The organism is Streptomyces sp. NPDC058796 (assembly GCF_042745235.1).
Lineage (GTDB): Bacteria > Actinomycetota > Actinomycetes > Streptomycetales > Streptomycetaceae > Streptomyces.
In genome coordinates this window covers 207,563-234,448 of sequence record NZ_JBHYOP010000010.1, presented here as the reverse complement: position 1 = coordinate 234,448, position 26,886 = coordinate 207,563, and the positions used below count along the sequence as shown (strand labels likewise).

Here is a 26,886-nt window from a genome sequence, read left to right as displayed (position 1 = left end):
CACATGGCAGGACGGAAGACCACGGCCGCGGGATGCGTCCGTTACCGATCACGGACAATTCCGGAAGAGTTCAAGGACAACCGACCGGCTCGAGTGACGACGGCAGCGTGCCGGTTCGGCAAGGACCTGCCGCGGGCACCCGCCGTTCCGACACCCTGGGGGCCGTGTGCCATACTCAGCGCCGCTCGTAGCAATATCGGACCGGGGGCCGCATGCACGCACTGACACTGCAAGCCCCCTATCTGGACACGGACGCGGACCAACTCTGTTTCTCACTGGACCTGGGCGAGCGGCCGGCGCTCGCCGAACGTGAAGTGCTCGTGGGGGGACTGACCGTACGCATGCGGCTGCTGGGCGCCTCACACCAGGTGTTCGCCGGGCTCGTGCGGGAGACCGTGGCGTGCCTGCCGGGTGCCGCCCGAGGACTGCCGGCCGGACTCACCCGGCAACTGGCGGGCTGGACCTACGACTTCAGCGCCTCCACGGCGCGTCTCGACCCTGCAGAGTTCAGCGCGCGGGTGGCGAGGATTCTCGGCCGGGCGGCGGACGCGGAACACAGCCTGTGCGGCACCTTCCCGGGTTCGCCCGAAGCGGTGACGGCAGTCGTCGTCGAGGCATCCGATGAGGCGTCACGCCCCCCACTGGCCTGGCGCACCTGGCACACGTACCCGCAGAACGGGCAGATCGTATCGACGCGCACTCGACTGGAGGCCCGATGAACAGCGCCCGACTCGTCCGCGCAGCGGTGGCGGCCGCTCTGATCACCGTTTCGCTCGCGGCCTGCTCCAGCGACGGGGACGACGGGGTTCCCCGCTCCTGGATCCGCGACAAGTACACCGCCAGCGGGTCCCGGTGGCTCGACAAGGACAGCGGCCCGACCCGGGTCGCCGACGCGATCGACGACAAGCGTGAGGCGCTCGACCGGTCTTCCGGGGGCGGCATGCAGTTCCTGCGCTACGGCGACGACATGGTGACCGTCTCGCCGTACCGGGGCGGCAGCATGATCGAGATCGAGGACTACCGCAACGGTTACCGCCGCCACCAGCAGCACCTCGTCAACTGGCCCAACCCGAACAGTCAGAGTTACCGCGGCGGCGGTCCCGGCGAAGGCAAGTGAGCCCCGTGCCGTCCAGGCAGCACCACCTCCTCGCTCCGACGACGCTCTCCAGAAAGGCATCCCTGTGACCGAGATCTTCGAGTCGGCCGGTCAGGCCCTGCTCTACGGAGTCGTGGGCCTGGTCGTGATGGCCGTCGGCTTCGTCGCCCTCGACCTTGTCACGCCCGGCAAGCTCTTCCATGTGGTGTGGCGGGACCGCAACCGCGGCGCGGCCGTGCTGCTGGGCAGCCAGTCCGTAGCGGTGGGCCTGGTCATCATGGAGGCCATCCGGGCGAGCGAGTCGGAGGAAGGACTGGGCCAGGGTCTGTTCAGCACACTCCTCTACGGCTTGGCCGGCGTGCTGGTGATGACACTGGTCGGCATCGTGATCGGCAAGCTCGCACCGGGCCAGATGGGCGCGGTCGCCCTGGAGGACGTCGGGGACCGCCCGCACCCCGCCGCCTGGGTGCAGGCCGGCATGTATCTGGGCACCGCCTTCATGGTCGGCGCGGCCCTCTCCTAGAACGGCTCCCATGAGTTCCACCACCCTGGACGACCGCGACACCACGACCGCCTCCCGCCCCCCGGTGACTCCTCCGCCCCGGGGGGCGCGGTTCCTCCTGCTGCTCGCCGTCTTCCTCTGTGCCGCCTGCGGCCTCGTCTACGAACTGGCGCTGACCGCGCTCGGCAGCTACCTCGTCGGCAACTCGGTGCTGCAGACCTCTGTGGTCATCTCCGTGATGGTCTTCGCCATGGGTGTGGGCTCGCTGGCGGCCAAACCGCTGCGGCGCCGCGCGGTCGTCGCGTTCGCGGTGCTGGAAGGTGCTCTGGCGCTGATCGGCGGCCTGTCCGTCCTGGCCCTGTACGCGGCATTCGCCTGGCTGCAGCTCTACATGCCCGCGATGATCGTGGTGTCCCTGGTGATCGGCGTTCTCATCGGCGCCGAGATCCCGCTCCTGATGACCCTCCTGCAGCGGATCCGCCGGCAGGACGCGAGCAGTGCCGTCGCCGACATGTTCGCCGTCGACTACATCGGTGCCCTCGTCGGCGGCCTGTGCTTCCCGCTGCTCCTGCTGCCGACCTTCGGCCAGTTGAAGGGCGCACTGGTGGTCGGCTCGGTCAACGCGGTCGCCGGCGTCATCGTCGTGGTGTTCATCTTCCGCCACGAGATCCGTCGCATGGTGAAGGCCGGTCTGCTGGCGGGCGTCGCCGCGGTGCTGGCCGTGCTCTGCACGACGTACGTGTTCGCGGACGACCTGGAGATCACCGCGCGTCAGCACATGTACGCCGACCCCATCGTGCACGCCGAGACCACGCAGTACCAGGACATCGTGATCACCCGGTCCACCGCTTTCACCGGGGACCCCGACATACGGCTGTTCCTGAACGGCGACCTCCAGTTCAGCTCGGTCGACGAGTACCGCTACCACGAGTCCCTCGTCCACCCGGCGCTGTCGGGCCGCCGCTCCAGCGTGCTGATCATGGGGGGCGGTGACGGTCTCGCGCTGCGCGAGGTGCTGCGGTACAAGGACGTCCGGCACGTCACCCTCGTCGAACTCGACCCCGCGATGACCCGGTTGGCACGGGACTACGGGCCGCTGCGCACGCTCAACCGGGACGCGCTGGACGACCCGCGGACCGAGGTGGTCAACGCCGACGCCTTCAACTGGCTGCGCGGTGCCCGGCAGCAGTACGACGCGGTCGTCATCGACTTCCCCGACCCCGATTCGGCATCGCTGGCCAAGCTGTACTCGGTGGAGTTCTACCATCTGCTCGGCCGGGTCCTGACACCGCAGGCCAAGGTGATGGTGCAGAGTGGATCGCCGTTCTTCGCGCCGAAGACGTACTGGTCGATCGCGAAGACCATCGAGGCGGCGGGGTACTCGACCACGGAGTTCCAGGTCGATGTGCCCAGCTTCGGCAACTGGGGGTTCGTGCTCGCCGCCCGCGGCGGCGCGGCGCCCGAGCTGCGGCTCGCCGCGGAGGCTCCCGAGCTGCGGTACCTGGACGACGCGGTGCTCAGGGCGGCGGCCGTGTTCCCCGTCGACCGCCGCCGCACCGACGTACGGCCGAGCACCCTGATGGATCCCGCGGTGCTCGAGTACGTCCTGGACGAGTGGCGCAATTACTGAGCCCCGGCAACCGGCCGGGCCGGTGCCGCCAGGCGGAAGCCCACGCCGATCGCCGCCAGGTCCGGCTCGTAGGCGCCGTGCCGACGGGCGCAACGGGCCAGGTCCCGGTCGTGGCGGAACGAGCCGCCCCGGGTGATGTGCCGGTCGAAGGCCCAGTCCTCGGTGCCCGGCACATCGGCCGGGGCACCGGGGTAGGGCGCGTAGAGGGTCGAGGTCCACTCGTCGGCGTTGCCCGCCATGTCGAGCACTCCGAAGGGGCTGGCTCCGTCGGGGAACGAGCCGACCGACGTCGTGGTGCCGATGCCGAGGTCCACGAGATTGGCCAGACCGGTGCGGTACTCCTCGCCCCACGGGAACTCCCGGCCGTCGTCGCCCCGCGCGGCGCGCTCCCACTCGTCCTCCGTGGGCAGCCGCACGCCCAGCCCGAGGCGGCCCCCGAGCCACCGGCAGTAGGCGGTCGCCGCCTCCCAGGAGATCCCGATGACGGGGTGGTCCGCCGGCGTCGCCGGGACCGGTCGGCCGGAGCCGCCGCGAAGGGTGCCCACTGGCCGGCCGTGACCGGCGTGCGGGCGATCCGGAACGCCGGAACGTGGATCTCCGCACGCGGGACTTCCTTCCGGTACCAGTCCACCGGCACCCCGGTGTCCGCGTAGCGGCGGGCCACCGCCGCCACTTCGTCACCCGGCGTACCCCGACGCAGCGTTCCGGCGGGGACCTCGACCCAGTCCACCTGCTCCACCCGCACGGCTCCTCCTCGGCTTGAACGGACGACTCCCATGATCGCCTCGGTGACCGCGGAGGGCTTCGGCCGATGGGCTGGTCCCGACCGCGACCTTGGAACGAGGATCGTTGGAAGGCTTCCCCTCACACCGTTCCGCAGCGCTCGCGCAAGCGCTCGACACCCTCGCCTTCCAGGTCGTCGAGGTGGGCCGCGCGTCCGGTCATGGCCATCGTCAGGGCCAGAGTGCTGCCGGACACGAGCGGACCCGAGCCGGTTTCGAACGGGCCGTCGTCCGCGACGAGTCGCAGGCCGGTGATGCGTCCCTTGGCAACGACCACCTGATCCGACCCTCGGTAGTACTCGGCGACCCGGGTGACCGCCCGGATCGGGTAGTCCCGACGCATGCCCAGCGGACGCCGGATGTCCTCCGCGTGCACGATCGTCTCGCCGAGCATGGCCACGGCGGGGAGGGGCGGCTTGGTCCTGCTGGGGACGACGCGTCGGAACCGGTCCAGTGTTTCGGCCGGGGTCGCGCCGAGCTGTTCGGCCAGCCGCATCGCCACCTGCTCGTCGAAGTCGAACCGGCAGCGGATCACACCCGCGAGCCAGCGCACTGCGTTGAGGCTCGCCCCCGCGGTGAGGTGCGCCAGTACCTCACGCACCGTCAGCCCGGCGCACAGCGACAGGGCCGACCACTGGTCGTCGGGCAGGTCGGCGAGGTCGGCCGCCAGCGCCGCTCGCTCCGTGTGGATCAATGACCAGACCTCAGTCCTCGGATTGCGGTCTGCCGCCAGTTCCGAACCAGTCATGCGGGCGAGTCTCCTGTCACGAGCCGTGCTTCCGGGACGCACCTGGTCCGGAAAACGTGCTCGTCCGGCAGGTGTTCGAACAAGAGACTCCCCCACTGGACCGAAGTCATCGCCCGCCGGGTGACCGTTCCGACGGCGCCACCAACGCGACCGAAGTGCGGAACGGCTTGTCGCCGGGTGGTTCCAACTCATCGGTGTGCGCACCGGGTTCGCCGAACGGCCTGCGGGTGGCAGAGGTGCGGGCGGCCATGTGGTGGGTGCCGAGCAGGTGGCCGGTGCGGGCCGCCAGGACCCGCGCAGGCGACGAGTTGCACCCGCCCGGGCGGCGACGTGAACGGATCGGTGCGGTCGCCGCCCCGGGCTGCGAACTGGTGCAGCAGCCCGGTGACATGGACGACCACAGGGTGAGGTCCGGACGCCGAGGCGCGTGCCGCCCGGACACCGGACGACTGCTTCCGCCTCTCGGTGCCCCGGGCGGTCGGGGACGGGGTGACCACCGTGGCCCTTCGGCACAGACCGTGACGTGGACCGGCGCTGACGACCCTCAGCGCCGGTTCACGTCACGAGGAGGCGCAGGCCGAGCTCTGCGGCGTCGAGGGCGACGAGGTCGCGGTTGCGCTCGGCCCACCGGCCCGAGGAGAGGTCGTCGTGGAGACCGTCCACCGCCCGCTGCTCCGCCTCCGGCCCGACCCGGGTCCACACGGACACCGCGCGGCGCACCTGTTCGTCCAGGTAGGCCTCGGGCCGGCGCCAGTGTGCTTCGAAGAAGCCGTCGGCGCAGTCCCAGGGGACGAGCACCGGTTCCGCGCGACCGTCGATCGCGCGGGTCAGGTCGGCCAGTGAGGGCCAGTCGGCCAGGAGGCCGCCGAACTCGGGCAGGTAGTCGCGGGTGAGCCAGAAGCGGTCACGCCAGCCGGTGCTGCTGGCGTCATAGGTGAACACCACCACCCTGCGGGCCACGCGCCGCATCTCCCGCAGACCGGCGACCGGGTCCGGCCAGTGGTGAACGGTGCTGACCGCCATCGCCGCGTCGAACGACTGGTCCTCGAAGGGCAGGCGCTCCGCGGCGGCGGCCACGCACGGCGCCGAGCCCGCCGGTCGCTGCGCGCGCATCACGGCCGACGGTTCCACCGCCGTCACGTCACGGTCGGGGGGCTCGTAGGAGCCGGTGCCGGCCCCGACGTTCAGCACGGTCCGCGCGTCCCCGAGCGCGTCCCAGATCCTCGCGGCGATCCGCGGTTCGGTGCGCCGCGTCGCCGGATACGCGGACCCGATGACGTCGTACAGCTGCGCGCCGAACACCCTCAGTTGCTCCTCCGGTGTGGTCCTCATCCCCATGGCCCGTGCCTCCAGTTCCCTGTCGATGGCCGTCACGGCGGCAGCGGCGCGATCGCGCCGGTCCAGCAGCAGACCGCGCAGACGACGCAGGTGCGCCACCGTGTCGGTGGCGGGGTCGTCGACCAGGTCCGCGATCTCGCGCAGTCCGAAACCGAGTCGCCGGTAGGCGAGCACCTGCCGCAGTCTCTCCACGTCGGCCGCCGCGTAGGCCCGGTACCCGGCCGCGGTGCGCGTGGACGGCCGCACGAGGCCGATCTCGTCATAGTGGTGCAGCGTGCGGACGCTGACCCCGGCCAGCTCGGCCACGCGTCCCACGGTCAGGTGGTCTTCCATGCCACGGACTATGCGGTATGACGCCACGTGAGGGTCAAGCGCCGGGGGGCGGGCCGGGCGTCGTCCGGCGCGAATCGGTCCGGTTTTCCGGTGTCCCAACGGACCGGGACACCGGACCGTTGTCTTCCTACGGTGGAGACGTTCCTGTCCGATCCCGCGCGTCTTCGGCGTGCGGGCACGAAGTGAGGTGACACCGTTGCTCCGACGCCGAGTCGGGGGCCCGTCGGGCCCCGTCGCCAGCGCCCTGTGCCTGGGCGCACTGCCCTTCGGCACCACCGTGGACGAGAAGACGTCCTTCGCCATTCTCGACCGCTTCACCGAGGCCGGCGGCGATCTCGTCGACACCGCCGACAACTACGCGTTCTGGGTTCCCGGCGGGACCGGGGACGAGAGCGAGAGCACCGTCGGCCGATGGCTGGCCAGCCGCCGCATGCACGACAAGGTCGTGATCTCCACCAAGGCCGGGGCCCGGCCGACCGTGCCCGGCAGCGGCCTGGAGACGGCCGAGGGGCTGTCGGCACCGGTGATACGCAAGGCCGCGGAGGACAGCCTGAGACGCCTGGGCACCGATCGCCTCGATCTGTACTGGACGCACATCGAGGACCGGTCCGTCCCCCTGGAGGAGACGCTCGGTGCGCTCGAGGAACTGGTCGGCGGCGGCAAGGTGTCGGTGCTCGGCTGCTCCAACCACACCACCTGGCGCACCGAGCGGGCCCGCTCGATCGCCCGGGCCAACGGCTGGACCGCGTACACCTGCGTCCAGCAGCGCTACTCCTACCTCCAGCCGCGCTTCGACATCGGACTCCCGGAGAGCGGCCACGTCCACGTGACCGCCGAGCTCCTCGACTACGTGCGCAGTGAGCCGGACCTGACGCTGATGGCCTACTCGTCGCTGCTCTCGGGCGCCTATACACGGCCCGACAAAACCTTGCCGGCCGCCTACGACCACCCCGGAACCGGGCAGCGCCTGAGCGTCCTGCGGGAGGTGGCCGACGAACTCGGTGCCACGCCCAACCAGGTGGTACTGGCCTGGCTGCTCGGGGGCGATCCGCCGGTGATCCCGATCGTGGGGGTGAGCTCCGTCGCGCAGCTGGACGAAGTGCTGGGCGCGGTGGAGCTGGGGCTGCCCGCGGAGAGCAGGGCGCGGCTCGACCACGCCGCGACGGGCTGACGTGCCCCGCGCCGCCCCTCGGGCCGGTCGCTCCCCGGCCCTCACCGGCTCGGCGGGCCGCCGGTGCGCCGAGCCGCGTCGACGGCCTGTGCCAGGCGTCGCACGGCGCCGGGGACGGCCCGGTCGGTGAGATTGCCGTAGCCGAGGACCAGCGTCGTGCCCGCGGTGCCCGCGGTCCGCACCATGCGGTAGTCGTCGAGGTCCGCGAGCCTCAGGTCGCGCCGTGCGGCCTCGTCGACGACGGCGGGCGCCGGGCAGTCCGGCAGGGACAGCAGCAGGTGGAAACCGGCCGCCGCGCCGGACACCCGGAACCCGGGCAGCGACTCCTCGAGTTCGCGCAGGAGGTGGTCGCGGCGGCGTTTGTAGCGCAGCCGGGAGGCCCGCAGGTACCGGTCGTAGGCTCCGCGGTCCAGGAACCGGGCGAACGCCTCCTGGTCGATGACGGGCGGCGGCACGCCCCCGACGTGGTCCGCGGCCAGGGCGTCGGCCCAGCGCGGCGGCGCCGCCGCCCAGCCGATCCGCAGGGCCGGCGACAGCGTCTTGCTGACCGAGCCCATCAGCACGACGTGCTCGGGAGCCATGCCCTGGAGGGCGCCGACGGGGTGGCGGTCGTAGCGGAACTCGGCGTCGTAGTCGTCCTCCAGCACGAGGCCGTCGACCTCACGGGCCCAGGCGACCAGTTCGGCTCGGCGGGCCGGGGCGAGGACCACGCCGGTCGGGAACTGGTGGGCGGGGGCCAGGATCACCGACCGCACCTGGGGCGTGCGCCTGAGCAGGTCCACCCGCAGACCGTCACCGTCCACGGGAACCGGGACGGGCACCAGACCCGCCGCCCCGGCCGTGGCGCCCAGCCGCGACCAGCCGGGGTCTTCCACGGCCACATGGGTGTGGCCGTCGGCCCGCAGGGCACGGCACAGCCTGAGCACCGCGTCCAGTGTGCCGGCACAGACGACGAGCCGCCGGGCGTCCAGGGACGCGCCGCGGCCCCGTACGAGGTACGCGGCGAGCCGTTGCCGGAGCCGGGCGAGACCGGCCGCGTCGGGGTAGCCGAGCTCGCCCCACGTCAGTGCGCCGGTGGCCTCCCGCACCGCGTCCGCCCACCGTCTGCGGGGAAACGCCCGCAGGTCGGGCACGCCGGGCAGCATGTCGAACTCCGGCTCCCACGGCGCGGGGGCATCGGCGTGGCTGTTCGCCGACGCGGGGACGGCCTGCGCCCGCACCCTGGTGGCCGAGCCGCTGCGCGCCTCCAGGTACCCCTCGGCGACGAGCTGTGCGTACGCCTCCGTCACGACCCACCGCGAGCAGCCCAGGTCCGCCGCGAGGGACCTGCTCGGCGGCAGGGCGCTGCCCGAGGCGATCCGTCCGCCGGTCACAGCCGTCCGCAGCGCACGGGTCAGCCGGACGTGCATCGGGCCCTCGGCGGGGTGGCCGAGTTCGAGGAAGGTCCCCCAGGCCGAGTCCGTCCGATCGTCTGCCACGGCAGCCGATGCTACCGACCGGTCCGCGCCGGTCGAGCGGCGGGCGCGGTGCTCGGCCGGCACGGGCCGGACACCCGCGCCGCACTGGTCGGCGGCTGTGGCGGCACCGGCCGGTCTGCGAGACTGTGGGGATGAACGTCAGACTCGCCGAAGCGCAAGACGTCCCGGGTTTCCTCGCGTTGGCGGGGCAGGTCGAGCACTGGTTCGGTCCGATGGTCGGTGAGGCCGGCTTCCACGCGGCGGTGCGGGACCACATCGACCGGTCGGAGGCGCTCGTGGCCGGCCCCGTCGGTTCGCCCCTCCTGGGCGCCATGCTGTTCGGCCCGACGGCACCGGACTACCACGTTCACTGGCTCGTCGTGTCCGAGCAGGCGCGCGGGACTGGCGTCGGCCGCGCGCTCATGGAAGAAGCGATGCGCCGGTGGGTTCGCGGCCCCGGCACGGTCGAGGTGGTCACCTTCGGCAGCGACCACCCCGGAGCGCACGTGAGCGGCGCCCGGGTCTTCTACGAGCGCCTCGGTTTCGTCCCCGGAGAGGCCGCCGCCCCTGGGCCCGAGGGCGGTTCACGGCAGGTCTTCCGCCGCACGGTCGCCTGAGGCACGGAGCGGGCGGGGCCGCCCGGCGTGCCGGCGGGAGCGCGCGGTGCGGTCCTCCCGGCTACGGGCGGCGTGCCGCGACGATCGCGGAACTGAACGGTGTGGTGAGTACTTCGGTGGCCCTCAGTGCTGGATGAGCGAGGTAGAACAGGCGGAGCTCATCCACTTCGCCACCGAAGCGGGGCGGCCAGTGGGGCGAGGGCGTGAAGTCGTCCAGTACCAGAAGGCCCCCCGGAGCGAGCATGCCGACGACGCCCTCGGGATCGTCGAGCTTGCCTCCGCCGTCGCAGAAGAAGACGTCGAAGGGGGCGTGCTGTGCGAGCAGCCGCCAGTCCCCGGTGAGAACGCTGACGCGGTCGTCGTCCGCGAAGACACCGGCCGCTCGACGGGCCGCCTCCTCGTCATGCTCGACGGTGATCAGGCGGGCGCCGGCGCCCAGTCCGCTGTGCAGCCAGGCGGTCCCCACTCCGAAGCCGGTGCCGCTCTCGGCGATGATCCCGTGAGGCTTCGCGGTGGCGGCCAGACCGAGCAGTCTGCCCACGTCCGGGATGCAGCTCTGCTCGAACCCCGCTTCGGCAGCGGCACGTTGCGCGGCTGCCACGCGGGAAGGCAACGCGGGCCCTTCCGTCATCACGCGTCCCCTTTCCTCGCCGCGTCGACGAAGCACGGCCTCACGTCCGGCGTCGGCTCGGCAGACAGCGTTCGCGCAGCCGGGTGAAGGCCGTGGGGGTGGGTCGCCCGGGAAGGAAGTCTCTGATCCGCTCGGCGCATTCGCGTGGAGTCGCCGTGCCGGTGTCGCATTCCATGTCGTAGTCGCCGTGCGCGTGCACGAGGTCGTACTGGAGCTCGGCGAGGCCGGCGGGGCGGTCGCCCCGGGCCAGCTCGCGACGGACCAGTTCATCGAGGGGGCAGTGGACACCGACGAACAGGACGTCCTGGGGGCGTAGCACCGTGAGGCAGTCGAGCAGGCGCCAGGGTTCGCTGAGGACGTGGTCGACCACGATGTTGTTGCCCACCTCGGCCATGGCCGCGATCGAGCGGTGAAAGCCCTGCCTGGTACGCCGCAGGGCGGCGTCGAGTTCCTCGGGGCCGAGGTCCCGCTTGGTGCGCATCGCGTTGAAGCTGTCCACCGCCAGGTGGAAGTAGACACCGTCGTCCAGGACGTCGAGCAGTTCCCGGGCGATGCTCGACTTCCCGGAGCTGGAAGTGCCGTTGAGGAAGATGACCTGTCCGGACGCCATGCGCCTCATGATCCCACCGTGGTGGGCGGCGGAGGCGCCGCCGGTGAACCGGAGCAGCACGGGAGAGTGGGGGCGGGCGTGGGAGAGCGCACGTCGCGGGAGGCCGGCCCGGACCTGCTGGCCCTGCTGGGGTTCGATGCCGTGGAGGAGGCCGTGTACCGGTCGGAGGCGAGAGAAAGGACCGGGAACTGCGGCGGTGTTCGGGCACGCGAACGCAATCCGAACGTAGGTGCGGTTACCTGTGAGTTCCGCACGCCGGACAGGTGACAGCTGTGACTGTCCCCGGCGAGGCGGCCCGTGACAGCGTCTTACCCGGCACCGACCCGGTGGAGGGAGAAGGCGTGAACAAGGGCTACGCCGTGTACTGCGACGCAGACCCGCACTTCTACGACGCGCCGCACCGTGCCACTCCCGGCACGGCGACCGCCGGCACCCGGTACGCGGTGGCCGACCTGCCGGTACCGCCGGGATGGCGGCGCACCGAGACGGGCGACTGGCTCGCACTGCGCCCCGTGGACGCCGTACTGCCGGCGCAGGGCTGGAAGCTCCACGTGTCCGCCTGTCTGGACAACGCCGAGTCCGTGCTGGCGCGAGTACGGGAGTACTGCCTCGCCCGGGGCATCGCGTTCAAGTTCGTGCCGAGCCGCTACCTGCTGCACCGGCGCAACGCCAAGTACGCGGACCGGTCGGGCAGCGGGAAGTTCGTCACGGTGTACCCGGCGGACGAGGGGCGGTTCGAGCGGGTCGTGGGCGAGCTGGCCGCCCTGCTGGACGGCGAGGCCGGGCCGCACATCCTCAGCGACCTCAGGATCGGCCGGGGCCCGGTGCACGTGCGCTACGGCAGCTTCACCCGCCGCGACTGCTACGACGACCAGGGGGAGCTGCGGCCGGCCATCGCCGATCCGTCCGGCGAGCTGGTGCCCGACGTCCGCGGACCGGTGTTCCGCGTGCCCGACTGGGTGAGTGTCCCCGCCTTCCTGAAGCCGCACCTCGACGCGCGGGCGACGGTCACGATGGCCGGCATCCCGTACACCGTCGAGTCGGCGATCCACTTCTCGAACGGCGGTGGTGTCTACCGGGCCCGGGACACCCGCACGGGCGAGGCCGTCGTCCTGAAGGAGGCCCGTCCGTACGCCGGGCTGGCGGCGGACGGCGCGGACGCGGTGGCGCGGCTGGACCGCGAGCAGCGGGCGCTCGAGCGGTTGTCGGGGCTGGACTGCACCCCCGAGGTGCGGGACCGCTTCGCCGTGGGCGAGCATCACTTCCTGGTTCTTGAATACCTGGACGGCAAGCCCCTCAACACCTTCTTCGCCCGGCGTCACCCGCTCATCGAGGCGGACCCGGACGACCGGCGGCTGGCCGAGTACACCGAGTGGGCGCTCGACGTGCACGGCCAGGTGGAGCGGGCCGTCTCGCAAGTGCACGCCCGGGGCGTCGTCTTCAACGACCTGCACCTGTTCAACATCATGGTCCGAGACGACGGACGGGTGGCCCTGCTCGACTTCGAGGCCGCGCACCACGTCGACGAGCCGGGCCGCCAGACGGTCGCCCACCCCGGGTTCGTGGCTCCTTCGGGCCGGCGGGGCACCGCCGTGGACCGGTACGCGCTGGCCTGTCTGCGCCTGGCCCTCTTCCTGCCGCTGACGAGCCTGCTGGCCCTGGACCGGCGCAAGGCGGAGCACCTCGCGGATCTGGTCGCGCGGCAGTTCCCCGTACCGCGGGCGTTCCTGGACGCGGCGGTCGACGAGATCACCGGCGCGTCCGGCGCGTCACCGGCCGCCCGCCGTACGGGGCGTCGGTTCGTCCCTGTCCCGCCCGGCGACTGGCCCCGCAGCCGGGACTCGATGACGGCGGCCATCCGCGCGTCGGCCACGCCCGCGCGCGACGACCGTCTCTACCCGGGGGACGTCGCCCAGTTCGCCACCGCGGGCGGCGGGCTCTCGTTCGGTCACGGAGCGGCCGGGGTGCTCTACGCCCTGGCCGAGAGCGGGGCCGAGCGCGACGAGAACGCGGAGCAGTGGCTGCTCGACCGGACGGAGGACCTGCCCTCGGGGATGCCGCTCGGCTTCCACGACGGGATCGCCGGTACCGCGTGGGTCCTGGACCGTCTCGGTCACCGGGCGAGGTCGCTGGAGCTCGCGCGGCTCCTGGCCGAGCAGTCGCTCGACCGTCTCTCCACCGACCTGCACAGCGGGACGGCCGGGGTCGGGCTGGCGCTGGACTCCCTGGCCGACCGCACCGGCGACACCGCCCTGCGCGACGCGGCGACACGGTGCGTCGAGCTCAGCGCCCGCCGCTCCGCGGAGGACGCACCAGGCCGCCGGAGTCGGGCCGGCCTGCTGTACGGCGCGACGGGCAGCGCCCTGCTGTTCCTGCGCCGGTACGAGCGCACGGGCGACGCCGCTCTGCTCGATCTGGCGCGCGACGCGCTGCGCCGGGACCTCTCGCACTGCGTGCACGGCGCGGGAGGAGCCCTCCAGGTGGACGAGGGCTGGCGCACCATGCCGTATCTCGGCGCCGGGAGCGTGGGCATCGGCATGGTGCTCGACGACTACCTCGCGCACCGCGCCGACGAGCGGTTCGAGCGGGCGCGGCACGAGATCGTACGCGCGGCGCAGGCCATGTTCTACGCCCAGCCGGGGCTGTACCGGGGGGTGGCCGGCATGGTGCTCTTCCTGGGGCGCACGTCCGCCACCGGACCGGGGACCGGCCCCGCGGCGGTCCGGCGGCAGATCGACGCGCTGGCCTGGCACGCCATGTCGTACCGCGATCACCTCGCCTTCCCCGGCGAGCAGATGATGCGCCTGTCCATGGACCTGTCCACCGGGACGGCCGGATGTCTGCTGGCCGTCGCCTCCGTCCACGGCGACCGGCCCGCCGGTCTGCCGTTCCTCCCAGCGCCGCTGGACCAGCGGCGCCCATGAGCCGGTCCCCGACGGGGCCGTGAAGAGAACACCACCCGTTTGTCACATGGAAGGAAGAACACATGAACCTGTTCGAGCTGCAGTCGCTGGAGACCCCGAAGGAAGAGGCCATGGGCGACGTGGAGACCGGCAGCCGCGCGAGCCTGCTGCTCTGCGGCGACAGCAGCCTCAGCGTGACGACGTGTAACTGACGTCGTCCGGACCAGCCGACACGGTGGGCGCGGCACTCCGCGCTCACCGTGTCGCGCCCGTTGGCGCCGATCAGGAGAGGGGCAGACCGGTGGGAAGCGCTCCGGTCCCAGGGCCTTCGCGTCCGGTGGAGAAGTCGCCCGGCACCGAGCCGGGGCGCGGGCCGGAACTGCTGGTGCTGGGATGCTCGGTGGCCGCGGCGGCCGCCGCCGTCGCCCAGCCCTTCGCCCTCGGCCGCACCCTCGACCTGCTGCTGGGCGGGGGCGACGCCGGCCCCTGGCTCGCGGCGAGCGTCGCACTCCTCGTCGGCGAGATCCTGCTCGACGGTCTCACCGCGTTCCTGACCGGCCGGTGCACCGCCGACTGGACCGCCGCCATCCGCTCCCGCGCACTGCGCGGGCTCCTGTACGCCGTGCCGGACACGGCCCGCGCGCACCCTCCCGGGGACGTCGCGACGCGGCTCACCCTCAACGCCTCGGACGCGGGTGCCGCTCCGGCGGCCAGGGCGGCACTCGCGGCCTCACTCGTGACACCGGCCGGCGCCCTGGTCGCGCTGGCCGTCGTCGATCTGTGGGTCGCCTCCTGCGTCCTCGTCGGGTTGCCGGCCCTGGCCCTGCTGCTGAGGGCGTTCGCGCGGGACACGGGCGTGTCGGTCGGGGCCTACCAGCGGGTGCAGTCGGACATCGCGTCCCGGCTGCTGGAGGCCGTCGAGGGCGCGGAGACCATCGCCGCCGCGGGCACCGCCGCCCGTGAACGCGACCGCGTTCTGCGCCCGTTGACCGAACTGGGAGCGCTCGGTGAACGTATGTGGAAGCTGCACGGGCGGGCGCTGGCCACCGGTGGTGTCCTCGTGCCGCTGCTGACCGTGGCCGCCACCGCCGTGGGCGGCCTCCGGCTCGGCGCGGGCGTACTGAGCGCCGGCGAACTGCTGGCGGTGATCCGGTACGCCCAACTGGCCGCGGGGATCGGCGGCGCGGCCACACTGGTCGGCGCGGTGGCCCGGGGCCGCGCGGCGCGGGAGCGCACCCGGACCCTGGAGGAGCTGCCCCCGCTGTCTTACGGAACCCGCACGCTCTCCCCGGGAGGACCCGGGACGCTGGAGTTGCGCGGGGTGCGGGTGTCACGAGGGGGCGCGGAGGTCCTGCGGGCGGACCGGGTGACGGTGCCGGGCGGCCGGACCGCCGCGGTCGTGGGCCGCAGCGGCTCGGGCAAGTCCGTCCTGGCCGCGGTGGCCGGCCGGTTGACCGATCCCGACCGGGGACGGGTCCTGCTGGACGGCACACCCCTCGACGCGCTGACCCGGCCGAGTCTCCGCGCCGAGGTGGGCTTCGCCTTCGCCCGTCCGGAACTGGGCGACCGCACCGTCGCGGAGGCAGTGGCCGCAGGCCCTCGCACCGTCTCGCCCCACCAGGTCCGTTCGGCCGTCCGCCTCGCCGGTGCCGACGCCTTCGTACTCCGGCTGCCGCAGGGGTACGACACACCGCTCGCCGACGCGCCGCTGTCCGGCGGTGAGTACCAGCGCCTGGGGCTGGCACGCGCGTTCGCGCACGCGGGCCGGATGCTGGTCATGGACGACGCCACCTCCAGCCTCGACACCGCCACGGAGCACGCGGTGGAACGGGCTCAGCGGCGCTCCCCCTCCGTCGCCACCCGCCTGGTCGTCACGCACCGGCCGTCGGTGGCGGCACGGGCCGATCTGGTGATCTGGCTGGAGGACGGGCGGGTCCGGGCGGTCGGCCCGCATCGACGGTTGTGGCGGGAGGCCGCCTACCGGGCGGTGTTCGGCGGGCGGGAGGAAGGCGGCGGATCGTCCACCGGCGAAGGAGCCCCCCAGGGGCGGGTCGGCGCGCTGCGGAAGGAGGCACGACCGTGACGCCCACCGAGGAACCGGCCTTCACGGCGGGCTCCCGCCGTGGCTCGGGAGCCGAGCACCGGCTCGGGCCGTCCGCCCGTCGTTTCCTCGCCGAACGCAAGGGCGTGCTCGTGCGGCTCGCCGCGTGGTCGGTGGCGGAGTCGGTCCAGACCTTCCTGGTCGGCTACGGCGTGGCGCAGGCCCTCGACCGTGGATTCCTCGCCGGAGACACCGCCGCGGGCCTCGGCTGGCTGGCGGTCGCCGCCTGCGCGGTGCTGCTGGGAGCCCCGGTGATCAGAGGGGTCTTCGCCGAGCTGGCCGGGCTGACGGAACCGCTGCGTGACCGTCTCGTGCGCCGCGCGGTGGACCGGTCGCTGTCCCGCGCCCTGTCCCGGCCCGGTGGCGGGGACCGCGCGGCCGTCTCGCGGCTCACCAACCAGGTGGAGATGGTGCGGGACAGCTTCGCCGGTCTCGTGCTCACCCTGCGCTCCTTCGTCTTCACGGCGGCCGGGGCACTGGCCGGGCTGCTCTCGTTGCACCCGGCTCTGGTGCTGATCGTCGTGCCACCGCTGACCGGAGGCGTGGCCCTGTTCCTGCTGACGCTGCGTCCGATGGCGGCGGCCCAGCGGCGGGCCCTCGCCGCGGACGAGGCGCTGGGCGACCACGCCGCGCGAGTGAGGAAGGCGCTGCGCGACGTCACCGCCTGCGGAATCCTGCCGGAGACGTCCCGGGACGGAGAACGTCTCGTCGCACGTGCCGCGGTGACCTCCCGTGTCCTCGCCCGCTGGGCGGCGGTACGGGCCCTGGCGCTCGGGGCCGCGGCACAGCTGCCCGTGCTGCTCCTGCTGGTGACCGTGCCGTGGCTGCGCGCGCAGGGCGTCACCACGGGCGCTCTGCTGGGAGCGTTCACCTACCTCGCGCAGGCGCTGCTGCCCGCGGTGCACTCCCTGGTGACCGCCATCGGCGCGGCGGGGAGCAGACTGCTCGTCGTCCTCGAGCGGTTCACCGGCCCGGAGGCGGCGAGCCCGCCCGTCGCCGAAGCGCCCCCGCTCGGGTGGCGGGCGAGCTTCCCCCGCCCTGCGGCCGCGGCGCGGTCGCGGGAGGCCCCCGCGGTGGAGCTGTGCTCGGTGACCGTGCGGTACGGCGCTCGGGCGGAGCCGGTTCTCGACGCGCTGGACCTGCGCGTGGAGGACGGCGAACACGTGGCCGTCGTCGGCCCCAGCGGCATCGGCAAGTCCACCCTCACCCGGCTGATCGCCGGCCTGTGCACGCCGCAGACCGGTACCGTGCGGGTCGCGGGCAGGGAGGTCGCCGGCCGTCGGCCGGCGGAGCTCCGCGCGCTGCGGGTCCTGGCCCCCCAGCAGGCGTACGTGTTCACCGGGACCGTCCGCGGCAACCTCACGTACCTGCGGCCCGGCGCCTCCCGGGCCGACGTCGAGGCCGCCGTCCTGGACCTCGGCGCGGCGCCCCTCGTCGAGCGGCTGGGCGGGCTCGACGCGGAGCTGCGGCCCGACGACCTGTCGCAGGGCGAGCGCCAGCTGATCGTGCTGGCGCGCGCGTACCTGTCCACGGCCCGGCTGCTCCTGCTCGACGAGGCGACCTGCCACCTGGACGCCGCGTCGGAGGAGCGCGCCGAGAAGGCGCTCGCACGACGTCCGGGGACGCTGCTCGTCGTGGCCCACCGCATGTCCTCGGCGGTCCGGGCCGACCGGGTCCTCCTCCTGGACGGCGTCCGGGCGGCGTTCGGCACGCACGAGGAACTGCTCGAACGCTCGCCCCTCTACCGCGATCTGGTGGGGCACTGGAGCCGTACCTGAGCGTGCGAGTGGGGGCGGGCGGGGTGTTGGTTCACCCCGCCCGCCGTCACAACCAGCCGGCGCTCTGGACGATGCGGATCGCGTCCACGCGGTTGCGTGCCCCGACCTTCCGGATCGCGCTGGCCATGTAGTTGCGGACGGTTCCCCGGGACAGGTGCAGGCCGCCGGCGATCTCCGCGACGGACGAGCCCCGTGAGGCCTCGGCCAGGACGCTCAGTTCACGGGCCGTCAGCGGCGTCTGCGACGCCCGCAGCAGCGCCACCGTGAGCCGCTCGTCGAGGAAGCTCTCCCCCTTGGCCACCGTGTGCACGGCGTCCACCAGCCGCCGCGCGGGCGCGTCCTTGTCCACGAAACCGAGCACGCCCGCGTCGAAGGCCCTGCGCAACACCCCCGGCCGCTCGGGCGCGGCGAGGACGACGAGGCGCGTCCCGCACCGGTTCCAGAAGGACGCGCGGGCCACTTCCTCCCGCGGTCCCTCCAGACAGTCCCCGTCGACGACGCAGACGTCCACGGGTAAGTCGTGGTCGTCAGGTTCGTCGCCGCGGGCCGGCATGGACGACACCTCGAGTCCGTCGGCGGACCGCAGCAACTGCACCAACGCCGACCGCAGCAGCGCGGCGTCGTGCACCACGAGAACACGGACCATGTACAACCCCCTGCCTTCCCCGGTTGCCCCTGCGGACCGCCGGGCTCGTCCCCCAGTCCCCAGCCGTCTGCCCCTGGTCACCGCCCGAGAAGCACGCAGTCCCGTCGCCTCGGAGCGGAAGCGATGCCAACGCGCCGTTCTCGACGCCCGGAAGGCGGCCCCGGGCGAGGCGGGACGCGGCCGGAACACGTCCGTGGCGCACCGGGCTTCCCCGGCGCGTCCGACGGGCGGGATGCGCGTTGGCTGCTCCCGTCGGGTGCCGTGGCGGCGGGTACCCGGCGGGCGGGGCGGCGCTGCGCGGCCGGACCGTTGTTACCGGAGCGTCACAGACTCAAAACAGGCGAAGTGAATGTGTCTCGAATGGCCCGCCCGCTCCGGCCCCCCGGGGCATGCGCCGGTACGGCCGCCGCGTCACTCGATCAGCGCGTCCGCGGCGATGACCACCAGCCCGATCAGCATGTCCGCGACTCCTGCCCGGCAGGAGGCCGGCCAGCCGAGCCCGGCGGTGCGGGCCGCCGAGACTCCCAGACAGAACAGGGCGACGGTGTTGAACAGCAGGGCCACTTCGGCGGCCGTGTCCTCGCTCCACCACCGAGCCAGCGCGCCGAGCAGGAGCAGCACGGTGGGCAGTACGGCGGCGACCAGCGGCCACTCGGCGAGAACCGCCCGCGTCCTGCCGTGCCTCGCCGCTCCTTCGGCGGCGGCACGCTGGGCGATGACGTGCGCGTACCCGTGGGCGGCGCCCGCGGCCAGCGCGGTCAGGAGTACCCACAGCGCGTCCTGGCCGGGATCGGCCTCCTCGCCCGGCACGTCCAGTGCGGCCACGAGTGCGCTGGCCAGCACCAGACCGTAGATGCCCCGGAACAGCCACCGCTCCGCCAGTCGTGGCCGCAGGCCACCCCTGGGTGCGGTGGCCTCGAAAGGGACGTGGTGGGCGCGGTCGGGCATCGCATCGCCTCGGCTCGGGGGAACACGGGTCGCTCCATGCTCACCCGGCCCGACTGCGGGGGAGGTGTGCCACGCGGGCCGGACACCTACCGGTGACCGCCGCTCGGGCGCCGAACGGTGCGACGGGGCGTCGCCGGGCCGGACGGCCTAGCCCTTGACGGTGGCTGAACGGCCTTCCATACTGACGGCCAAATCGATTTGGCCAAATCGATTTGGCCTCCCGTCCGGGGCCGGATCGCGGCTGAAACCCGAGCGTTGTGCCCGTACGCCCGAACGGAGCCCGAGCGTGTCCGATCCCCGCAAGAGCCGGCCTGTGGCCGGCCAACCGCCCGTAGCCGGCCCGACAACGGCCACCCAGCCGGCCACCCACCCGGCCGGCCGATCAGCCACCGCACACCCCGCCGAGCACGACGACCCCGGTGCGGTCCGTACCGGAGAGGTCCATGCCTTGGCCGGGACCGGCGCCCGGCCGGCGCCCCACCCGGTCGACGAGTCACGTCCGCTCCTGCGGATCGTGCTCTTCGGCGTCCAGCACGTCCTCGTCATGGCCGCGACCCCCATCTCGGCGATGTTCCTGATGAGCGCCACCCTCGGGCTCGGCGCCGAACTGACCGTCCAGCTGCTCTCGGCCGCCTTCGTGCTGTCCGGCGTCGGATCACTGATCCAGTCGCTGGGGCCCTGGAAGTTCGGGCCGCGGCTGCCGTTCGTCATGCTTCCGGGCGGGGCGCCGCTCATCCTGTTCCTGTCGATCGCCGACCAGCACGGGCTGCGTACTGCCACCGGCGCGGTGATCCTTACGGCGGCGTTCTACTTCGTCGTGCTCCCGGTCTTCTCCCGGCTGCTGAGGTTCTTCCCCGCCCTGGTCATCGGCACCATGATCGTCATCGTGGGCGTCAACCTGGTGAAGGTCGGCGCGGTGCTCGTCACCGGACAGCCCGGCACAACCGGCTTCGCCGACCCCTCCAACCTCGCTCTCGGCATGGCGACGATCGGGTTCACCGTCGCCTTCTACCTGCTCTTCACCGGCATCCTGCGCCAACTCGCCGTGATGATGGGCCTGCTCGCCGGCACCGCGCTCGCCGGTGTGCTGGGCGCGATCGACACCGGGAGCGCCGGGGGTGGCGGCCTGTTCAGCGTCCCGGAGCCGATGCCGTTCGGCTCGCCGGTCTTCAACCTCGTCGCCGCGCTGCCGCTGATGCTCTACAGCCTGGCCTCCATGGCCGAGGCCACCGGGCAGACCGTCATCAACGCCGAGGCCGTCGGCAAGGACATCGACGCGCGGACCGACGTGCCCAAGACCGTCCGCGGTGACGCCCTCACCTCCCTCCTGGGCGGCTGCTTCGGACTGCCGCTCATGGTCACCAGTGGGGAGAACATCGGCATCGTCCGCGTCACCGGCGTCCGCAGCCGGTTCGTCACCGCCGCGGCCGGGGTGGTCCTCATCGTGATCGGGTTCCTCGCGCCCGTCAGCCGCGCGATCAGCGTGATCCCGTCCGCCGTCGTCGGCGGCACCGCCATGGTCGTCTTCGCCGTCATCACCGTGCTCGGCATCCAGATGCTGGGCCGCTCCGACCTCGACAAGCACACCAGCACGTTCATCTGCGCCGTCGCCCTGGCCCTGGGGCTGCTGCCGATCCTCGTGCCCGGGGTGTACGGCCGGTTCCCGCCGAACGTCCGCATCCTCCTGGAGAGCGGCGTAGCCGTCGGTGCGTTCGTCGCCGCCGTCCTCAACATCCTCTTCCACCACGTCCGTCCGGGCGTCGCCGCCCGGCTGGCCGCAGCACGCACAGAAAGCGACCGATGACCCACTTTGAACGCGATCTCCTCGCCGCCCCCGGCCCGTTGCTCCTCGTGCCGGACAAGCTCCTGCTCCCCGAAGGACCCGTCGACGGCTGGTCCGTCGTGATCCGCGACGGCCGCTTCGAGGCCGTCGGTCCGGCGGAGGATGTGCGGCGCGCCCACCCCGGACTGCGGGCCGTACCGTTGCCCGGCCGGCTGCTGATGCCCGGCTTCGTCGACGCCCACCACCACCTGACGCAGAGTTTCGGCGCAGCGCTCGCCTTCGGGGAGCCGTCGGAGATCTTCCGCCGGGTCTGGGTGCCGCTGGAGGGCGCGCTGGACGAGGAGTCGGCGTACACGGCGGCCAAGCTGGCCGCGCTGGAGGCGCTGCGCGGGGGCTTCACCACCGTCGCCGACGCCGGCACCCGCGCCGACGTGGACGCCGACGTGGTCGCCTCGGCGGCGCGCGACGCCGGGATCCGCTGCGTACTCGGCCTTGTCTGCAACGACACCGACGAGACCGGTGGCGGTGACGGCTCCGTGGCCGTACTGGAGCGGGCCGAGAAACACCTCGCCCGGTACGACGGGGATCCGCTCGTCCACGCGTCCCTGGCCGTCTCCATCCCCGAGGCGGCCACCGAAGGGACCCTGCGCGCGACCGCACGCCTGGCCGCCGAGGCCGGGGCGGTCGTGCAGATCCACGTCAACGAGCACCTGGCGGGCGTGGAACGCTCCCTCGTACGGCACGGGTCGCGGCCCTTGGAGCACCTGCACGCCGTCGGCGCGCTCGGCCCGCAGCTGCTCGCCGCGCACGCCACGCTCCTCACACCGCGCGAGCTGACCCTGCTCGCCGACACCGGCACCGCCGTCAGCTACAACCCGGTGGCCAGCGCGTGGAAGGGCAACGCGGTCGCGCCCGCCACCGCGATGGCCGAGCGCGGCATCCGCTTCGGGCTCGGTACCGACGGCACCCGCGGCGACGGCTTCCGGCTCGCGGAGGCCGCCGAGTTCGCCCAGCGGCTGGCGTACGGTCTCGTCAACGGTGACTCCTCGTGCGGTGCCGGCTGGACCTGGCTGGAGCGCGCCACCAGCGGGGGCGCCGACGCCGTCGGTCTCGGTGCCCGCACCGGCACCGTCGCTCCGGGCATGGCGGCCGACTTCCTCCTCGTCGACGTCGACACGCCGGAACTCGCGCTCTCCTGGGACCTGCCCTGGGAGCTCGTACGCCGCGGCAACCGGGACCAGATAGCTGCCGTCTTCGTCGCCGGTCGGCTGCGTCTGTGGCACGGCACGCCCGTCGACTGGGACGGTCCCGCGCTGGTGCGGCGCGCGACCGAACTCGCCCGCGCCGTCGTGGACCGGGCGGGTGTGACCCGGGTCCACCCGACCTCCACGGCGGCACGCGCGCTGCGCCGGGCAGGGGAACGGGGCGCGGCACGGTGACGTTCGCAACGCTGGCGGTGCTCGCCGTCACGGTGGCCGTGGCCGCGTTCGTCCAGGGCAGCAGCGGCCTCGGCTTCGCGCTGATCGTCGCCCCCGTGGCCGGCATCATCGACCCGCACCTGGTACCGGTCTTCGTCCTGGCGTCGATGATCCCGCTCAACCTGTACGTGGCCTGGCGGGAACGGGCGTCGCTCGATCTGCGCGGCGCGGGCTGGATCACCGGTGCGCGGCTCGCCGCCACCCCGGCCGGGCTGGCGGTGCTCTGGCTGATCCCGGAACGCAGCCTCGGTGTGTTCGTCGGCGTGGCCACCGTGCTCGCGGCCGTCGTGAGCCTGGCCGCGCCCGCGTTCACGCCCGGCCGGGCCGCCTATGTCGGCGCCGGTGCGGTGACCGGGCTGACCGAGACCGCGACCGGCGTCGGCGGGCCTCCGCTGGCGCTGGTCTACCAGCACCGGCCGCCCGCCGAACTGCGCTCCACCGTCGCCGCCTGCTTCCTGGTCGGGGAAGTGGCCTCCCTGGCGCTGCTGTTCGGCACGGGGGAGGCAGAGGCCGCGGAGCTGGGCCGGGCCGTCGTCCTGCTGCCGGCGATCGCCCTGGGCGCATGGCTCAGCCGTCTGGTGCACCACCGGCTGGACGCCCGCAGGACGCGCCTGTTCGTCCTGGTCTTCGCGCTGGTCTCGGGGCTCGTCCTGATGCTGGGAGTGTGACGGGCCGGTACCGCCCGGGTTCAGGCCCGGGCGGTACGCAGCGACGACGCGCGGGCTATCACCCGCGGTTCGGGGGACACCGCCACCGAGGGTGCGGCGGTGTCCCCGCGCAGCCGCCCCAGCAGCAGCTCCACGGCGTCCGACGCCGCGCGGTCCAGGTGCAGGTCGACCGCCGTGAGCGGTGGCTCGCAGGTGCGGGCGCGCAGGCCGTCGTAGCGGGTGACGACCATGACGTCGTCCGGTACGGCACGTCCGCTGTCGCGGATCGCCCGGACGGCGCCCACCGCGAAGGCGTCCACCAGCGCGCAGACGGCGTCGGTGCCGGGGTGCTCGGCGAGCAGGGCGGCGCAGCACTCGTACCCGGCCTGCTCACCGCCCGACTCCGGCACCCTCGCCACGACCGGCGTCCAGCCGTGCTCCTCGGCGCGTCGCTCGTAGGCGGCGACCGCTTCCACGGACGAGTGCCGGGAGCCGGCGCCCACGATCAGCGCCGGACGAACGGCGCCCTGCTCCCGCAGGTGGTCCAGGAGCAGGTCCGCGACCAGGTGGCCGCGGAGGTCGACGTACGGGGCGTCCTCCTCGGGCGACACCGGCCGGCCGAGCGCCACGTACGGCAGTCCGCGCTCGCGCAGTTGGGCGGCGGCCGCGTCCTCGACGTCCGGCTCGACCACGATGGCCCCGTCGATGTCGACGGAGTACAGCGCCGAACCGGACTGCACGGGCGGCACGAGCACGAGGGCGTAGTCGTGGAGCAGGGCGCTCTCCGCGGCGGCTGCGGCGACCTCCATGTAGAACCCGAGCCGGGACGGCCCGCCCGCCACGGCGAACGGCATCGAGGAGGCCAGCGCGATGGCCTTCGCCTGCCCGCGCCGCAGCCGCTGCGCCCGCAGATTGGGCCGGTAACCGAGCTCCGTGGCGACCTGCCGGATGCGCTCGCGCGTGCGGGGGTCGACCTTGCCCAGCCCGTTGAGGGCGTGCGACACGGTGGTGCGCGAAACGCCGGCGGCGCGTGCGACGTCCGTGATCGTGGGCGGCCTCGGACCCGAGGCGGACGGAGCCATGTGGAACGGACACCCCTCACCGGCAGTTGTGGCTGACCCAGCCATCTTCGCCGATCAGCCTACGGCCACTGGTCGCGGGTGGGCGGACGGTCCCAGGGCGGCCGCCCTCTCCGACTGTGCCGCGAGGGCGAGCGGCACTCCCTCCCCGCCGAGGGGCGCGGCGAACCGGACGCCGGGCGGACGGTGCCGGAGCCGGGCGCGGCAGCTGGGTCAGGGAGCGGCCGACGGTGGACTTGCCGCAACCGCCTGCAACAACACGGATTCGGCCTGCAAGCAGGCCCTGCGCGGTCACGCGATCCACGAACCGGGCATCTTCGGGACCGCCGTCTCCTGATCGCTGCCGGTGCCAAGGATGCCGCCGGTGCGGACACGTCACGCGTGCCCGCACCGGCCGCCCTGCTCCCCGACGGCCCGTCGCCCACCCCCTACCCGGGTATCACACCAGGTCTGGCTCCCCGGGGGGACGCCCCGCACCGCACCGCCTTCCTAGCCTTCTCGCCGTCATCGTCCGGTCGACCGCGCCGGACACCGCCGGACGGACGGGTCCTGCTTCACGCCGGCGGCGTGAACGGCTGCGCACACGACGCGCATAAGGTGATGCCCATGACGTCAGTGGATGAGGAACGCCCACGCGCGCTGCTCGCGGGCGCTTCGCGTCGGTGGGTGCGGCTGCTGCCGTGGGGCGTCGCGTTCGTGCTCTGCGTCGCCCTGCTGCCCACCACCATCCAGGTCCTCACCGCCGACTACGGCCTGAACGGCGGCCTGGCGAGCGCGCTGGCCGTCGCACAGTCGGCACCGCTGCTGCTCGCCGTCGTCCGCCCGCTGCGGGCCTGGTACGTGGTCTTCGCCGCGGATGTCGCCGGGGCGCTCGCCCTGCTCACCGTCGACTTCGAGGAGCGGCTCCTGTGGCCGTTCCCGCCCATGGAGATCGTCGGGTACGTCGGCCTCTGCCTAGCCCTGGGCCTCAGCGAGCGGCGCCGGACGCTGCTAGTGGTGTGGCTGGCGACGGCGGGCGCGAACATCGGCCTGGGGTTCGCCTCGCCCCACGGCACCGATGCCATGACCCTGCTGCCGACCATCCTCGGCGGCATCACGCTCCTGCTCGCCGCAGCGCTCCGCGAACGGTACGAGGCGCAGCGCAGACTGGCCGAGCAGGAGACCATCAGCGAGGCCGAGCGCGGCCGGCGGACGCTGCTGGAGGAGCGCGCCCGCATCGCCCGCGAGCTGCACGACGTGGTGGCGCACCACATGTCCGTGATCACGGTGCAGGCGGACACCGCGGCGTACCGTCTCGACCGGCTGCCCCCGGACGTCCAGGAGGAGTTCACGTCCATCGCGGCGACCGCGCGCGAATCCCTCGGTGAGATGCGGCGGCTCCTGGGCGTGCTGCGGAGCGAGGAGGCGCACGGCGAGCTCGTGCCCCAGCCGGGCCTGACGCGGATCGGTCAACTGGTGGAGGCGACGGTGCGGGCGGGCGTGCCGGTGGAGTTCACCCCTTGCGACGCCGACGTGTCCGAGACGGTGGGCCTCTCGGCGTACCGCATCGTCCAGGAGGCCCTGGCGAACGTGGTGCGGCACGCGCCGGGTGCTCCGACGCGGGTGTCGGTGTCGGCGTCCGCCGCCGAGGACGGTGCGCGGCTCACCGTCCTCGTCGTCAACGGGCCGCCGCCCGAGCCACCCGTCGCGCCGCTCGAGGAGGGCGGCACCGGGCACGGCCTGGTCGGCATGCGCGAACGCGTGCGGCTCGTGGGCGGAACCCTCGACACCGGACCGCTGCCGGACGGCGGTTTCCGGGTGGCCGCCCGACTCCCCCTCGATGAAAAGGACCTCACGTGACCACGCGCGTCATCATCGTCGACGACCAGGCCATGGTGCGGGCGGGTTTCGCCGCACTGCTGGCCGCCCAGAGCGACATCGACGTGGTGGGTGAGGCCCCCGACGGCGCGCAGGGCGTCGAGCTGAGCCGCCGCACCCGTCCCGACGTCGTGCTGATGGACGTCCGCATGCCCGAGATGGACGGGCTGGAGGCCGCGCGCCGCATCCTCGCTCCCCCGCCGGGCGGCGCGGGCGCCGGAGCGGCTGGTGAGCACCGGCCACGTGTCCTGATGCTCACCACGTTCGACGTGGACGACTACGTCTACGAGGCGCTGCGGGCCGGTGCGAGCGGTTTCCTGCTGAAGGACGCCCCGCCGGCCGACCTCATCGCGGCGGTGCGCGTCGTCGCCTCGGGCGACGCGCTGCTCGCCCCCTCCGTGACGCGCCGGCTCATCGCGGACTTCGCCCGGCAACGTCCCGCCGCCAAGGGCAGGCCCGCGCTGCGGCTGAAGGCCCTGACGGAACGCGAGACCGAGGTCCTCACCCTGGTGGCCCGCGGCCGGTCCAACGCGGAGATCGCCCGGACGCTGGTGCTGGCCGAACAGACGGTGAAGACACACGTGAGCCGCGTCCTCACCAAGCTCGACCTGCGCGACCGGGCGCAGGCGGTGGTCTTCGCGTACGAATCGGGCCTGGTGGCGCCGGGCGAGTAGGCCGGTCTCCGCCCCTCGTCCCTCCTCCACCCCCTACCGCGGTAGCACCTCCACGTTGGCTCCCGGGTATGACGCCC

At 73.3% G+C, this 26,886-nt stretch carries 23 protein-coding genes and 1 pseudogene; 15 read left to right on the top strand and 9 right to left on the bottom strand.

Annotation, left to right across the window (positions count from 1 at the left end; translation table 11 throughout):
• Positions 1-212 precede the first annotated feature (212 nt).
• From ACFW47_RS25420 to ACFW47_RS25405, 4 genes are all read left to right on the top strand, one after another.
• Positions 213-719 carry a DUF2617 family protein gene (locus ACFW47_RS25420; RefSeq protein ID WP_386307226.1) on the top strand — a complete coding sequence of 169 codons (507 nt, stop codon included), beginning with the start codon at positions 213-215 and terminating at the stop codon, positions 717-719.
• Entirely contained in the window at positions 716-1,117 is a 402-nt protein-coding gene (locus ACFW47_RS25415; RefSeq protein WP_386284024.1) for a DUF4247 domain-containing protein, read from the top strand. The genes ACFW47_RS25420 and ACFW47_RS25415 overlap by 4 nt, the downstream gene beginning before the upstream one ends.
• Positions 1,118-1,181: 64 nt before the next feature.
• Positions 1,182-1,619: a DUF350 domain-containing protein gene (locus ACFW47_RS25410; protein WP_386284026.1), complete on the top strand. Its 438-nt coding sequence runs from the start codon at positions 1,182-1,184 to the stop codon at positions 1,617-1,619.
• A 10-nt stretch (positions 1,620-1,629) separates the two neighbouring features.
• Positions 1,630-3,228 carry a polyamine aminopropyltransferase gene (locus ACFW47_RS25405; RefSeq protein ID WP_386307224.1) on the top strand — a complete coding sequence of 533 codons (1,599 nt, stop codon included), beginning with the start codon at positions 1,630-1,632 and terminating at the stop codon, positions 3,226-3,228.
• On the opposite strand, the pseudogene ACFW47_RS25400 reads toward ACFW47_RS25405, so the two are convergent.
• The 3 genes and pseudogenes from ACFW47_RS25400 to ACFW47_RS25390 all read right to left on the bottom strand — a co-directional run bounded on the left by ACFW47_RS25400 (position 3,222) and on the right by ACFW47_RS25390 (position 6,429).
• Positions 3,222-4,006, bottom strand: a pseudogene (locus ACFW47_RS25400) (formylglycine-generating enzyme family protein). The gene ACFW47_RS25405 and the pseudogene ACFW47_RS25400 sit on opposite strands and share 7 nt — an antisense overlap.
• Positions 4,007-4,092: 86 nt before the next feature.
• Positions 4,093-4,758 carry a maleylpyruvate isomerase family mycothiol-dependent enzyme gene (locus tag ACFW47_RS25395; RefSeq protein WP_386284030.1) on the bottom strand — a complete coding sequence of 222 codons (666 nt, stop codon included), beginning with the start codon at positions 4,756-4,758 and terminating at the stop codon, positions 4,093-4,095.
• A gap of 555 nt (positions 4,759-5,313) precedes the next feature.
• Positions 5,314-6,429, bottom strand: a complete 1,116-nt coding sequence (locus ACFW47_RS25390; protein WP_386284032.1) for a MerR family transcriptional regulator — start codon at positions 6,427-6,429, stop codon at positions 5,314-5,316.
• A 196-nt stretch (positions 6,430-6,625) separates the two neighbouring features.
• Between ACFW47_RS25390 and ACFW47_RS25385 the strand changes: the two genes are divergently transcribed.
• Positions 6,626-7,600, top strand: a complete 975-nt coding sequence (locus tag ACFW47_RS25385; protein WP_386307223.1) for an aldo/keto reductase — start codon at positions 6,626-6,628, stop codon at positions 7,598-7,600.
• Positions 7,601-7,641: 41 nt separating this feature from the next.
• Here the strand turns inward: ACFW47_RS25385 and ACFW47_RS25380 are convergent, their stop codons facing one another.
• The gene (locus tag ACFW47_RS25380; protein WP_386307222.1) at positions 7,642-9,078 is read right to left on the bottom strand and encodes a PLP-dependent aminotransferase family protein; all 1,437 of its coding nucleotides are present in this window, start codon (positions 9,076-9,078) and stop codon (positions 7,642-7,644) included.
• A 131-nt stretch (positions 9,079-9,209) separates the two neighbouring features.
• On the opposite strand from ACFW47_RS25380, the gene ACFW47_RS25375 reads away from it, so the two are divergent.
• A complete protein-coding gene (locus tag ACFW47_RS25375; protein ID WP_386284038.1) occupies positions 9,210-9,674 on the top strand; it encodes a GNAT family N-acetyltransferase in 465 nt (154 codons plus the stop codon).
• Between the two features lie 61 nt (positions 9,675-9,735).
• On the opposite strand, the gene ACFW47_RS25370 is transcribed toward ACFW47_RS25375, so the two are convergent.
• Together ACFW47_RS25370 and ACFW47_RS25365 are read right to left on the bottom strand one after the other, a co-directional pair.
• On the bottom strand, positions 9,736-10,305 hold the full coding sequence (locus ACFW47_RS25370) for an O-methyltransferase (RefSeq protein WP_386284040.1): 570 nt from the start codon (positions 10,303-10,305) through the stop codon (positions 9,736-9,738).
• A gap of 40 nt (positions 10,306-10,345) precedes the next feature.
• A complete protein-coding gene (locus ACFW47_RS25365; RefSeq protein ID WP_386284042.1) occupies positions 10,346-10,915 on the bottom strand; it encodes a chloramphenicol phosphotransferase CPT family protein in 570 nt (189 codons plus the stop codon).
• Between the two features lie 341 nt (positions 10,916-11,256).
• On the opposite strand from ACFW47_RS25365, the gene lanKC reads away from it, so the two are divergent.
• The 4 genes from lanKC to ACFW47_RS25345 all read left to right on the top strand — a co-directional run bounded on the left by lanKC (position 11,257) and on the right by ACFW47_RS25345 (position 17,697).
• Positions 11,257-13,839, top strand: coding sequence for a class III lanthionine synthetase LanKC (gene lanKC, locus ACFW47_RS25360; protein WP_386284448.1), 2,583 nt, complete (start codon positions 11,257-11,259; stop codon positions 13,837-13,839).
• Between the two features lie 62 nt (positions 13,840-13,901).
• The gene (locus tag ACFW47_RS25355; RefSeq protein ID WP_018849360.1) at positions 13,902-14,030 is read left to right on the top strand and encodes a SapB/AmfS family lanthipeptide; all 129 of its coding nucleotides are present in this window, start codon (positions 13,902-13,904) and stop codon (positions 14,028-14,030) included.
• Between the two features lie 125 nt (positions 14,031-14,155).
• Entirely contained in the window at positions 14,156-15,901 is a 1,746-nt protein-coding gene (locus ACFW47_RS25350; protein WP_386307221.1) for an ABC transporter ATP-binding protein, read from the top strand.
• Positions 15,898-17,697, top strand: coding sequence for an ATP-binding cassette domain-containing protein (locus ACFW47_RS25345; protein ID WP_386284047.1), 1,800 nt, complete (start codon positions 15,898-15,900; stop codon positions 17,695-17,697). Before ACFW47_RS25350 ends, ACFW47_RS25345 begins: the two co-directional genes overlap by 4 nt.
• A gap of 46 nt (positions 17,698-17,743) precedes the next feature.
• On the opposite strand, the gene ACFW47_RS25340 is transcribed toward ACFW47_RS25345, so the two are convergent.
• Positions 17,744-18,343: a LuxR C-terminal-related transcriptional regulator gene (locus tag ACFW47_RS25340; protein WP_386284049.1), complete on the bottom strand. Its 600-nt coding sequence runs from the start codon at positions 18,341-18,343 to the stop codon at positions 17,744-17,746.
• A gap of 411 nt (positions 18,344-18,754) precedes the next feature.
• The gene (locus ACFW47_RS25335; protein WP_386307220.1) at positions 18,755-19,291 is read right to left on the bottom strand and encodes a hypothetical protein; all 537 of its coding nucleotides are present in this window, start codon (positions 19,289-19,291) and stop codon (positions 18,755-18,757) included.
• Positions 19,292-19,739: 448 nt separating this feature from the next.
• Between ACFW47_RS25335 and ACFW47_RS25330 the strand changes: the two genes are divergently transcribed.
• Genes ACFW47_RS25330 through ACFW47_RS25320 form a run of 3 tightly spaced genes read left to right on the top strand, consistent with a single transcriptional unit; the run spans position 19,740 to position 23,220 of the window.
• Positions 19,740-21,095: a uracil-xanthine permease family protein gene (locus ACFW47_RS25330; RefSeq protein ID WP_386307219.1), complete on the top strand. Its 1,356-nt coding sequence runs from the start codon at positions 19,740-19,742 to the stop codon at positions 21,093-21,095.
• Positions 21,092-22,513 carry an amidohydrolase family protein gene (locus ACFW47_RS25325; protein WP_386284053.1) on the top strand — a complete coding sequence of 474 codons (1,422 nt, stop codon included), beginning with the start codon at positions 21,092-21,094 and terminating at the stop codon, positions 22,511-22,513. Before ACFW47_RS25330 ends, ACFW47_RS25325 begins: the two co-directional genes overlap by 4 nt.
• Positions 22,510-23,220, top strand: a complete 711-nt coding sequence (locus ACFW47_RS25320) for a sulfite exporter TauE/SafE family protein (protein ID WP_386284055.1) — start codon at positions 22,510-22,512, stop codon at positions 23,218-23,220. The genes ACFW47_RS25325 and ACFW47_RS25320 overlap by 4 nt, the downstream gene beginning before the upstream one ends.
• A 20-nt stretch (positions 23,221-23,240) precedes the next feature.
• Here ACFW47_RS25320 and ACFW47_RS25315 read toward each other — a convergent pair whose 3' ends face one another.
• Complete coding sequence (locus ACFW47_RS25315) at positions 23,241-24,281, bottom strand: substrate-binding domain-containing protein (protein ID WP_386284057.1); 1,041 nt, start codon at positions 24,279-24,281, stop codon at positions 23,241-23,243.
• A gap of 603 nt (positions 24,282-24,884) precedes the next feature.
• Between ACFW47_RS25315 and ACFW47_RS25310 the strand changes: the two genes are divergently transcribed.
• Together ACFW47_RS25310 and ACFW47_RS25305 are read left to right on the top strand one after the other, a co-directional pair.
• The gene (locus ACFW47_RS25310) at positions 24,885-26,117 is read left to right on the top strand and encodes a sensor histidine kinase (RefSeq protein ID WP_386307218.1); all 1,233 of its coding nucleotides are present in this window, start codon (positions 24,885-24,887) and stop codon (positions 26,115-26,117) included.
• Positions 26,114-26,809: a response regulator gene (locus tag ACFW47_RS25305; protein WP_386284062.1), complete on the top strand. Its 696-nt coding sequence runs from the start codon at positions 26,114-26,116 to the stop codon at positions 26,807-26,809. The genes ACFW47_RS25310 and ACFW47_RS25305 overlap by 4 nt, the downstream gene beginning before the upstream one ends.
• Positions 26,810-26,886 lie beyond the last annotated feature (77 nt).